Annotated in this window: 9 protein-coding genes; 6 read left to right on the forward strand and 3 right to left on the reverse strand. The window is 69.1% G+C overall.

All coding sequences use genetic code 11. From position 1 onward, the window contains the following. The first annotated feature begins 120 nt into the window (after window positions 1–120). The 5 genes from gcl to G412_RS39665 all read left to right on the forward strand — a co-directional run bounded on the left by gcl (window position 121) and on the right by G412_RS39665 (window position 6289). A complete protein-coding gene (gene gcl, locus G412_RS0115500; protein ID WP_028812876.1) occupies window positions 121–1896 on the forward strand; it encodes a glyoxylate carboligase in 1776 nt (591 codons plus the stop codon). 218 nt (window positions 1897–2114) lie between these two features. Continuing rightward, window positions 2115–3524 carry a vanadium-dependent haloperoxidase gene (locus G412_RS34670; protein WP_208857888.1) on the forward strand — a complete coding sequence of 470 codons (1410 nt, stop codon included), beginning with the start codon at window positions 2115–2117 and terminating at the stop codon, window positions 3522–3524. 105 nt (window positions 3525–3629) lie between these two features. Further along, on the forward strand, window positions 3630–4841 hold the full coding sequence (locus G412_RS0115510) for a cytochrome P450 (RefSeq protein ID WP_028812877.1): 1212 nt from the start codon (window positions 3630–3632) through the stop codon (window positions 4839–4841). 93 nt (window positions 4842–4934) lie between these two features. Further along, the gene (locus G412_RS0115515; protein ID WP_028812878.1) at window positions 4935–6029 is read left to right on the forward strand and encodes a type III polyketide synthase; all 1095 of its coding nucleotides are present in this window, start codon (window positions 4935–4937) and stop codon (window positions 6027–6029) included. A 122-nt stretch (window positions 6030–6151) separates the two neighbouring features. Continuing rightward, window positions 6152–6289, forward strand: a complete 138-nt coding sequence (locus G412_RS39665; RefSeq protein ID WP_157839103.1) for a hypothetical protein — start codon at window positions 6152–6154, stop codon at window positions 6287–6289. 443 nt (window positions 6290–6732) lie between these two features. Here the strand turns inward: G412_RS39665 and G412_RS0115525 are convergent, their stop codons facing one another. The 3 genes from G412_RS0115525 to G412_RS0115535 form a co-directional block, all read right to left on the reverse strand. Next, entirely contained in the window at window positions 6733–8190 is a 1458-nt protein-coding gene (locus G412_RS0115525) for a catalase (protein WP_028812879.1), read from the reverse strand. A 199-nt stretch (window positions 8191–8389) separates the two neighbouring features. Continuing rightward, a complete protein-coding gene (locus G412_RS0115530) occupies window positions 8390–9289 on the reverse strand; it encodes a 2-hydroxy-3-oxopropionate reductase (RefSeq protein ID WP_028812880.1) in 900 nt (299 codons plus the stop codon). A gap of 46 nt (window positions 9290–9335) precedes the next feature. Continuing rightward, window positions 9336–10157, reverse strand: coding sequence for a TIM barrel protein (locus G412_RS0115535; protein ID WP_028812881.1), 822 nt, complete (start codon window positions 10155–10157; stop codon window positions 9336–9338). Between the two features lie 463 nt (window positions 10158–10620). Here G412_RS0115535 and G412_RS0115540 point away from each other — a divergent pair, with 463 nt between their 5' ends. Next, window positions 10621–11040, forward strand: a complete 420-nt coding sequence (locus tag G412_RS0115540; protein ID WP_028812882.1) for a hypothetical protein — start codon at window positions 10621–10623, stop codon at window positions 11038–11040. The last annotated feature ends 25 nt before the right edge of the window (window positions 11041–11065 follow it).

Consider the following 11065-nt stretch of genomic DNA (forward strand, 5'->3'; position numbering starts at 1 on the left):
GACCTCACTTTAGATTGCTTCCGTATAGCAGAATCGAAATTCCGCATTATGGAAACCATCGTGAGCGCTCACCGATCCGCAGCGGTGAGGTCGCTCCGACTGGCCGAGCAGGAGTACGCGATGCCTCGAATGACCGCAGCCCGAGCCGCAGTTGAGATCCTCAAGCGCGAAGGCGTCACGAACGCGTTCGGTGTGCCGGGCGCGGCGATCAACCCGTTCTACAAGGCCCTCCAGGCGGGCGGTGGCATCGACCACACGCTCGCCCGCCATGTCGAGGGCGCGTCCCACATGGCCGAGGGCTACACCCGCACCAAGGCGGGCAACATCGGTGTGTGCATCGGTACGTCCGGCCCCGCCGGCACCGACATGATCACCGGCCTCTACTCCGCGATCGGTGACTCCATCCCGATCCTGTGCATCACCGGCCAGGCGCCGACCGCGGTGATCCACAAGGAGGACTTCCAGGCCGTCGACATCGCGTCGATCGCCAAGCCGGTCACCAAGTGGGCGACCACCGTCCTGGAGGCCGCGCAGGTCCCCGGCGTCTTCCAGCAGGCGTTCCACCTGATGCGCTCCGGCCGCCCCGGCCCGGTCCTCATCGACCTGCCGATCGACGTCCAGCTCACCGAGATCGAGTTCGACCCCGAGACCTACGAGCCGCTGCCGGTCTACAAGCCCGCTGCCACCCGCAAGCAGGTCGAGAAGGCCGTCCAGATGCTCGTCGCGTCCGAGCGGCCGCTGATCGTCGCGGGCGGCGGCATCATCAACGCCGACGCCTCCGAGCTGCTCGTCGAGTTCGCCGAGGTGACCGGCGTCCCCGTCGTCCCGACCCTGATGGGCTGGGGCATCCTCGCCGACGACCACGAGCTGAACGCCGGCATGGTCGGCCTCCAGACCTCGCACCGCTACGGCAACGCGACCTTCCTGGAGTCGGACTTCGTCCTCGGCATCGGCAACCGCTGGGCCAACCGCCACACCGGTGGCCTGGACGTCTACACCAAGGGCCGCACGTTCGTCCACGTCGACATCGAGCCCACCCAGCTCGGCAAGATCTTCGCCCCGGACTACGCGATCGCGTCCGACGCCAAGGCCGCGCTGGAGCTCTTCGTCGAGGTGGCGAAGGAGCTCAAGGCCGCCGGCAAGCTGCCGGACCGCTCCGAGTGGGCCGCCTCCGCGCAGGAGCGCAAGGCGACCCTCCAGCGCCGTACGCACTTCGACAACGTGCCGATGAAGCCGCAGCGCGTGTACGAGGAGATGAACCGCGCCTTCGGCCCCGAGACCCGGTACGTCACCACCATCGGCCTCTCGCAGATCGCCGGCGCGCAGATGCTGCACGTCTACCGGCCGCGCCACTGGATCAACTGCGGCCAGGCGGGTCCGCTCGGCTGGACGATCCCGGCCGCGCTCGGTGTCGCCACCGCCGACCCCGAGACGCCGGTCGTCGCGCTCTCCGGCGACTACGACTTCCAGTTCATGCTCGAAGAGCTGGCCGTCGGCGCGCAGCACAACATCCCGTACGTCCACGTCCTGGTGAACAACGCGTACCTCGGCCTGATCCGCCAGGCGCAGCGCAACCTCGACATCAACTTCCAGGTCAACCTGGAGTTCGAGAACATCAACTCCCCGGAGCTCGGCGTCTACGGCGTGGACCACGTCAAGGTCGCCGAGGGCCTCGGCTGCAAGGCGATCCGCGTCACCGAGCCGGACCAGCTGCTGCCCGCCTTCGAGGAGGCCAAGAAGCTCGCCGCCGAGTACCGCGTCCCGGTCGTCGTCGAGGCGATCCTGGAGCGCGTCACGAACATCTCGATGGGCGTTCAGATCGACGGCGTCAACGAGTGGGAAGAGCTGGCCACCGAGCCGGGCCACGCCCCGACGGCGATCCGTCCGCTCGTCTGACGGACCCTCCAGGACTCGCCCCAGAGCCCGCCCCAGGGCTCTGCCCGCCCTCCCGTCCCGAGGCCCGGTCTGCTTCCGCAGGCCGGGCCTCGGGCGCTTCGGCGCGCGTACACCTCATTGCGTCCCCCGGCTTGCGGGGCCCGGACCCAGCGATTGATCTTGACCCAGCACCGCATCCGGTGCCACATCCGGTCATACCGCTTCGAGGGAGTGCCCCTGTGCGCCTGAACCGCCCCGTGCCGTCCCGCTCGCCCCGTCCGGGGGTACGAGCCGCCCTCGGCATCCTCGCGACACTCGCACTCGTCGCCGTCCCCGGCACAGCCGGCCCCACCGCCACCGCCGCCGACAACCGCCGGGCACCTTCCGCAGACCCCGCGGCGCTCCGCCACTGGAACACCATCGCCACCCAGACGATCAGCGCCAACCTCGGCGCGATGCACCCCTCCGGGCAGGTGGCCGTCTGGCACGGCTTCGTCTCCGCCGCCGTCTACAACGCCGTCGTCGGCATCCAGGGCCGGTACGCCCCCTACCGGTGGAAGGCGAGAGGGCCCGCCACCGCGTCACCCGAGGCGGCGGCCGTGACCGCCGCCCACCGCGTACTGCTCGCCTACTTCCCCGCGTCCCAGCCCCGGCTCGACACCGAGTACGCCAAGTCCCTCGCCAAGATCCCCGACGGCCGGGCCGAGAAGCAGGGCGTGGCCTACGGGGAGCGCGCCGCCGACCACATCGTCAAGCTGCGGGAGGGCGACGGCCGGTACGAGCTGGTCGAGTACACCGCGCCGCCCGAGCCCGGTCTCTGGCGGCCCACCCCGCCCGCCCATCAGCCCTTCACCGACGCCTGGCTCGGCACCATGCGTCCGCTGCTGCTCGAGTCCCCGCACCAGTTCCGTCCCGGCGCCCCGCCCGCCCTGTCCTCGGCCCGCTACGCCCGGGACGTGAACGAGATCAAGGCCATGGGGGGAAGCACGGGATCGAGCAGAACCGCCCGCCAGACCGAGACCGCCCTCTTCTTCGGCGGCAACCTGATCGCCCAGTTCCAGACAGCCTTCCGGGATTACGCCGTCAGGCACGGCCTCGGCATCGCCGACACGGCCCGGCTGTTCGCCGCGGCGAACACGTCGGCGGCCGACGCGGTGATCACCGCTTGGGACTCCAAGCTCCACTACGGCTTTTGGCGGCCGATCAGCGCCGTCCACCTGGCCGACACCGACGACAACCCCGACACCACGGCGGACCCCGGCTGGCAGCCGCTGCTCGTCACGCCTCCGCACCCCGACTACATCAGCGGCCACACGGCCGTCGCCGGCGCCGTGCTGCGGACCGTGGCGGGGATTCTCGGCACCTCACGCCTCGGCCTCCACGTCGCCTCCGAGACCACCACCACCAAACGCCGCTACGAGTACGCCGACCAGATCAACAAGGACATGATCGACGCCCGGGTCTGGGGCGGAATCCACTTCCGCAGCGCGGACACCGCCGGGTGCGACGCGGGCCTGCGCATCGGAGACTGGGCGCTCGCCCACTACTTCCGGCCACTGCGCCAGGCCGTGCCGCCGGGGTCACGGCCGGCTCCGGCGTCGCAGGCCTCGCCGGCGTCACACACGGCTCTGCCGCAGTGTCCGCGCTGAAGTCCGAATCTCCCTCTAATCGGTTAACTCACCCGCACGGGGACATGATCGTCCCCACGGTTGGGGATGTGTGTCGGACATCGACCGCACACCGTCTGGAGCGACGTGGAGACCGAGACCACCGGCACCGTATGGAGCTGTCCCTTCGACTACGCGGAGGCCCTCGAGTTCGACCCCCAGCTCCGGCAGCTGCTGGAGGCCGACCCCGTCGCACGCATCCGTATGCCGTACGGCGACGGCGAGGCCTGGCTCGTCACGCGCTACGAGGACGTGCGGACCGTGACCACCGACCGGCGGTTCAGCCGCAGCGCCGTCAAGGGCCGCGACTTCCCCCGGATGACGCCGGAGCCGATCGTGCAGTCCGAGTCGATCAACCTGATGGACCCGCCGTCGAGCAGCCGGCTGCGCAGCCTGGTCGCCAAGAGCTTCGCGCCGCGCCATGTGGAGCGGATGCGAGAGCGGACCCAGAGCGTCGTGGACCTGATGCTCGACCGGATGGCGGACCTCGGCTCACCGGCCGACCTCGTCGAGCATGTGGCGGCGCCCCTGCCGCTCATGACGATCTGTGAGATCCTCGCCATCCCCGAGGACGACCGGCCCCGGCTGCGCGCACACGCGTTCACCATGATGAACGTCAGTGCCGCCAACCGGGAAGCGGCCGTCCGCGCCAAGGCCGACCTGCGTGCCTACTTCGCCGAGCTCAGCGCCGAGCGCCGCCGGGCACCCGGCGACGACCTGATCAGTACGCTGGCCACCGCCCGCGACGGCGCCGAGCTGCTCGACGACGACGAACTGGCCGTCATGTCGATGGTGCTGCTCATCACGGGCCAGGACACCACGACGTACGAGATCGGCAACATCGCGTACACGCTGCTCACCCGCCCCGAGGTGCTCGACACGCTCCGTGCGCGTCCCTCGGCCCTTCCGGCGGCGATCGAGGAACTCCTGCGCTTCATCCCCTTCCGCAAGGGCGTCGGCATCCCGCGGATCGCCACCGAGGACGTGGAGCTGAGCGGCGTGCTGATCCGGGCCGGGGACGTCGTCCACGTCTCGTATCTCACGGCCAACCGGGACGGGCGGAAGTTCGACCGGCCCGACGAACTGGACGTGGACCGGCCCACCGTGCCCCACATGACCTTCGGCTGGGGAGCCCACCACTGCCTCGGGGCGCCCCTGGCCGCGATGGAGCTGGAGGTCGTCTTCGGCACGCTCCTCGACCGCTTTCCCGGCCTGCGGCTGGCGGTGGAGCCGTCACAGGTGCGCTGGAACACGACATCGATCTGGCGCTATCCGCTCGGCCTGCCCGTCGCGTGGTGATGACCGCCACCTGGACGACCGCCCGTGTGGACGACCGCCCGTGGTGAGGACCGCCCGGCGATACCGCTGCCGGGCATGAGACAAGGAAAACCCATGGCCACACTGTGCCGACCGTCCGTCGCCGTACCCGACCATGTCATCACGATGGAGCAGACGCTGGAACTGGCCCGCGAGAAGCACGCGGACCATCCGCAGCGCGAGCTGGCCCTGCGCCTCATCCGCAACACGGGTGTCCGCACCCGGCATATCGTGCAGCCGATCGAGGACACCCTCCGGCATCCCGGTCTGGAGCGCCGCAATCAGCTCTACGAGGCCGAGGCCAAGGCGCGGGTTCCCGCCGTCGTACGCCAGGCGCTCGCCCACGCCGAGGTGGAGACCGGAGACATCGATCTGATCGTCTACGTCTCCTGCACCGGCTTCATGATGCCGTCGCTGACCGCCTGGCTGATCAACACGATGGGCTTCAGATCCGATACCAGACAACTGCCCATCGCCCAGCTCGGATGCGCCGGGGGTGGTGCGGCGATCAACCGCGCGCATGATTTCTGCACCGCCTATCCGCAGGCCAACGTACTGATCGTGTCCTGCGAGTTCTGCTCGCTCTGCTACCAGCCGACCGACCTGGGGGTGGGCTCACTGCTCTCCAACGGGCTGTTCGGCGACGCGATCTCGGCGGCCGTGGTGCGCGGCGAGGGCGGCGTCGGCATGCGGATCGAGCGCAACGGCTCCCATCTCGTGCCCAACACCGAGGACTGGATCTCGTACGCCGTACGGGACACCGGGTTCCACTTCCTGCTCGACAAGCGGGTTCCCGGAACCATGGAGATGCTGGCTCCGGCGCTGAAGGCGCTGGTCGCACAGCACCATTGGGATGTCGCGCAGATGGACTTCTTCATCGTTCACGCGGGCGGGCCGCGCATCCTCGACGACCTGTGCTACTACCTGGACCTCCCGCCGGAGATGTTCCGGTTCAGCCGGGCCACGCTCACCGAGCGGGGGAACATCGCCAGTTCCGTGGTCTTCGACGCGCTGGCCCGGCTGTTCGAGGAGGGCACCGTCGAGAACGGGGCCGGCGGGCTCATCGCCGGTTTCGGGCCCGGCATCACGGCCGAGACAGCCATCGGCCGGTGGGCGGGCGCGACTCCGGCCGCCGCCATGGCCGCCGAGGTGCCGGTGTCGGTCGGCTGACTCGGAGCAGCCCCCCCGCGACCGGCCTGCCGCCCCGGCTCATCGGGGCGGCAGGCCGACCGGTGTTGCGCCGAGAGCGAGCCCGCGTTCCCAAAGAGGCCGTGGTTCGGCAGGGTTGCCGCATGAGACTACTGATACTGGGCGGTACGGAGTTCGTCCAGTTGGGCGGGGTGGCCCCGCAGCGGCCCGACCGCCCGGTGGTCGGTCTGGCTCCGGAGAAGGAAGCACGGGCGCTGGGGCGGCGGTCGCCGGAGGTCTGAGCATGCCTGAGGGGCGCGGGGTGGGTACGGGACCGTCCGTACCCACCCCGCGCCCCGGCAGGGGTGGTGATGCCGCCCGACGGCACGAGACTGGCGCGACATGACGTTCGCGCCGTCGGGCGGAGTGAGTGGCCGGCCGGACGGAGTCCGGCGCAGCGTGCCGATGCCCGCGCAGCGGTGCGAGGTGCGCACGAAGAAGTGGTCGTTCGCGCCGTCGGGCGGAGCTGATGGGGAAGGGGTTCCGCGGCGGTGGGCGATGAGCTTTCGGGCGTCCTCCCCTCAGGTCGAGGAGGACGTTCCTTGAGCCTTGACCACCGCACTGGCTCGCTCGCCGCCGCGGCACCTTCCGTCCGTGACCTCCGGCCACCCCTCATTCGGGCCGGCGGTACGGACTGCACCACCGGCCCGACCTCCCGTCGGGCCCGCGGTGCGGTCTCGGTGTGCTAGTCCTCGCGCAGGGCGCGGACCGCTTCCTCGACGCGCTTGCCGTACTCCGCGTCCGCGGCGTGGAAGTGCGCGAGGTTCTTCTCGATCACGTCGTCGCGGCTGACCTGCGAGAGGCCACCGGCGATGTTCGCGATGAGGCGGGACTTCTCCTCGGCCGACATCAGGCGGTAGAGCTCACCGGCCTGGAAGAAGTCGTCGTCCTTGACGTGGACGGCGGCGGCGTGCGTGCCGGTCCAGCCGGCGATCGCCAGCGGGGCGGAGAGCGCCGAGTCGGTCTGCGCGGGACCGTCGTACGAGTTGGGCTCGTAGTTCTTGTCGTAGCGCGAGCCGTAGCGGGTCGCCATGGCGCCGTCGCGGCCGTAGTTGTCGGCCACCGTCGCCTTCGGGGCGTTCACCGGGAGCTGGGTGTGGTTCACACCGAGGCGGTAGCGGTGGGCGTCCGCGTAGGCGAAGAGCCGGCCCTGGAGCATCTTGTCCGGCGAGGGGCCGATACCCGGAACGAAGTTGTTCGGGGAGAACGCGGCCTGCTCGACCTCGGCGAAGACGTTGTCCGGGTTCCGGTCGAGGACGAGGCGGCCGACCCGCTGGAGCGGGTAGTCCGCGTGCGGCCACACCTTCGTGAGGTCGAACGGGTTGAAGCGGTAGTCCGGGGCCTCGGCGGCCGGCATGATCTGTACGTACAGCGTCCAGGACGGGTTGACGCCGCGCTCGATGGCCTGGAGCAGGTCCGTCTGGTGCGAGTTGGCGTCCTTGCCGACCTGCTCGGCGGCCTGCTCGGAGGAGAGGCAGCGGATGCCCTGGTTCGTCTTGAAGTGGTACTTGACGAAGAAGGCCTCGCCCGCGGCGTTCGTCCACTGGTAGGTGTGCGAGCCGTAGCCGTTCATGTGGCGGTACGACGCGGGGATGCCGCGGTCGCCCATCAGCCAGGTGATCTGGTGCGTCGCCTCGGGGGCGTGCGCCCAGAAGTCCCAGACGTTGTCCGGCTCCTGCTTGCCCGTGAAGGGGTCGCGCTTCTGGGAGTGGATGAAGTCGGGGAACTTGATCGGGTCCTTGATGAAGAACACCGGGGTGTTGTTGCCGACGAGGTCGTAGTTGCCCTCTTCGGTGTAGAACTTCAGCGCGAAACCGCGCGGGTCGCGGACCGCGTCCGCGCCGCCGAGGCTGTCCGCGACGGTGGAGAAGCGGATGAACGTCTCGGTCCGCTTGCCCACCTCGCCGAGGAAGTTCGCGCGGGTGAAGCCGGTGACGTCGTCCGTCACCTCGAAGTAGCCGTACGCGCCCGAGCCGCGGGCGTGGACGACGCGCTCCGGGATGCGCTCACGGTTGAACCGGGCCAGCTTCTCCAGCAGGTGCTGGTCCTGGAGGAGGAGCGGGCCGCCGACACCGGCGGAGGCGGAATTCTGGTTGTCGGCGACCGGGGCGCCTGACTCGGTCGTGAGCACACGCTTCGACATGGGGACCTTCCTGCGGAAATCTGCTGGCGGCGTGAGGAGCGTAAGTACGCACCGAGCGTGACGTCAACAGTTTGTTGAAGTTGAAGAGAGGGTTCGGCGCGGACTGAAGCGAAAAAAATTGGGAATCCGGGCGGCGGCGGCGCCTGGGCGCGACAGGACAGGTGTCAGCGCCGCCGCCGCCCGGAAGTCAGGGAGCTGATCAGCTCTGGACGGGCTGACCGGAGAGGCGCTCGACGGCGCGCAACAGGGCGGAGTGGTCCAGGCCACCGTCACCCTGGGCGCGCAGCGAGGCGACGAGCTGGGCGACCACCGCGCCGACGGGGAGAGCGGCACCGACATTGCGGGCGGCGTCGGTGACGATGCCCATGTCCTTGTGGTGCAGGTCGATCCGGAAGCCGGGGGCGAAGTCGCGGTTGAGGAAGTTGTCCTTCTTGCGGGTCAGGACGGTCGAGCCGGCCAGTCCGCCGTTGAGGACGTCGAGGGCCGCGGTGAGGTCCACGCCGGACTTCTCCAGGAAGACCACGGCCTCGGCGCACGCCTGGATGTTGACCGCGACAATGAGCTGGTTCGCGGCCTTCACCGTCTGGCCGGAGCCGTGCGGACCGCACAGGACGATGGTCTTGCCGAGCGCTTCGAGCACCGGCTTGGCGGCGTCGAAGTCCTCCTGCGAACCGCCGACCATGATCGACAGTACGGCCTCGATCGCGCCGGCCTCGCCGCCGGAGACGGGGGCGTCCAGGACACGCAGACCCTTCTCGGCGCCGGCCTTGCCCAGGTCGACGGAGGTCTGCGGGGTGATCGAGGACATGTCGATCAGGAGGGCGCCCTGCTTGGCGTTCTCCAGGATGCCGTCCGGACCGTACGCGATCGCCTCGACCTGCGGGGAGGCGGGCACCATCGTGATGATGACGTCGGCGTCCTTGACGGCCTCGGCGATCGAGGACGCGCCCTTGCCGCCGGCGGCGACGAGGCGGTCGATCTTGGGCTGCTCAAGGGTGTAGCCGGTGACGTCGTAACCCGCCTTCAGCAGGTTCTCGGACATGGGGGAGCCCATGATGCCGAGGCCGATGAATCCGATCTTGGGGAGGTTGCTCATGATGGGTGCCTCTTTCAACACACGCGTTTCAACACACGCGTAAAAATGGTCAGTTCGAGAGCCAGCCGAAGGCTTCGGCGCTCGGGCGGTCGCCGGGCTTGTACTCCAGGCCCACCCAGCCGTCGTAACCGGCGTTCTTGAGCTGGTTGAGCAGCTCTTCGAGCGGCAGGTCTCCCGTGCCGGGGGCGCCGCGGCCGGGGTTGTCGGCGATCTGCACGTGGCCGGTCTTGCCGGCGTACTCCGCGATCACGTCGGACACGTTCTCGCCGTTCATCGACAGGTGGTAGATGTCCAGGAGGAACTTGGCGTTGCCGAGTCCGGTGGCCTCGTTGACCTGGTCGACGACCGCGATGCCGGCCGGTGCGCTGACCAGCGGGTAGCGCGGCGACTCCGGCTTGTTGAGGGTCTCGATCAGCAGGATCGCGCCCACCCGGTCGGCGGCGCGGGCGGCCACCACCAGGTTCTCCAGGGCAAGCTTGTCCTGGACCTCCGGGTCGACGCCGTCCACGCGGTTGCCGTAGAGCGCGTTGAGCGCCTTGCAGCCGACCGAGGCGGCGAAGTCCGCCGCCACATCGATGTTGGCGCGGAAGCGGTCCGACTCCTCGCCGGGCACGGAGAGTGCGCCGCGGTCCGGGCCGGGAAGCTGCCCGGCGTAGAAGTTGAGGCCGACCAGCTGGGTGCCGGCCTCGTCGAGCGCCTTCTTGAGCGCGTCGAGCTCGGCCTGGTCGGGGGTGGGGGTCTCGATCCAGGGCCACCACAGCTCGACCGCCTTGAAGCCTGCCGCGGCGGCGGCCGCCGGGCGCTCGAGGAGCGGGAGTTCCGTGAAGAGGATCGAGAGGTTCACATCGAAGCGGTGGTCCGTGTAGCCCATGAGGGTTTCGGCGCTCCTTCCGTATCGCGGAAGTTATTTTCTGCCTGATGGAATGTTGCATGGTGGTGCGGAGGCCTGTCAAGAGGGTGTGGCCAGGTCGGGCGGCCCGATGGTGCCCAAGGTGCCCCTGGGGAGGGGGTGGCCGGGGGGATGGCTGACGAGTGACGGTCGGCCCCGCGCCACGTCCGGTCTGTTTATGGCCGAGATTCGGCCATGGCTCACAGGAAATGCATAGGGAATGCATAGTTCATTTTTCTGGCCAAGGTGTGTACCGGCCGGAATGGCATTTCGCGTCCATCCTCCGGTTCGTGGCCTGGACCTTTGCGGAATGACTGATTCGCAGTGCGGGGTGCCTTCATGAGAAGGAAATGAGAATTGACATGCCCGCATCGCTCTTAGCAGAATCGCGTTGCTCGCTCACCGAGTGAGTGACGGTTCTACAAGAAGCGTTGATGGGGGAAAGATGACGATCCGCAAAAACCTGGGTCTCGTCGGGGCCGGCGCCATGCTGATGCTGGGTGCCGGGGTGGGCCTCGCGCCCGCCGCGAGCGCGGCTTCAACGGGGGACGGCAAGGCGGTTTCCACCTCGCAGTCGTCGAAGGGGCAGGTCAAGTCCGGCGTGGGCACGAAGTCCCTCAGCAAGGCGGGCGGCGCCGCAGCCGCCTCCGAGGGCGACGTGAACATCAATGCGAGCTGCTGGAACGGCCGCACGTCCGGCAGAAACTTCTACATGACCTGCTCCGGCAACGGCTACCGGGTCTACGTGGACTGCTCCAACGGCTACCGGTACACCTTCGGGACGTACTACTACGGCACCTGGAACCACACGCTGACCTGCCCCTCGGGCACCAACGCCATCTGGGGCGGCTCGATCGGCGGCTGATTTCCGGCCGCGGGACCCCGACTGA

It is taken from the genome of Streptomyces flavidovirens DSM 40150 (assembly GCF_000429085.1).
In the GTDB taxonomy this organism is placed as follows: Bacteria; Actinomycetota; Actinomycetes; order Streptomycetales; family Streptomycetaceae; genus Streptomyces; species Streptomyces flavidovirens.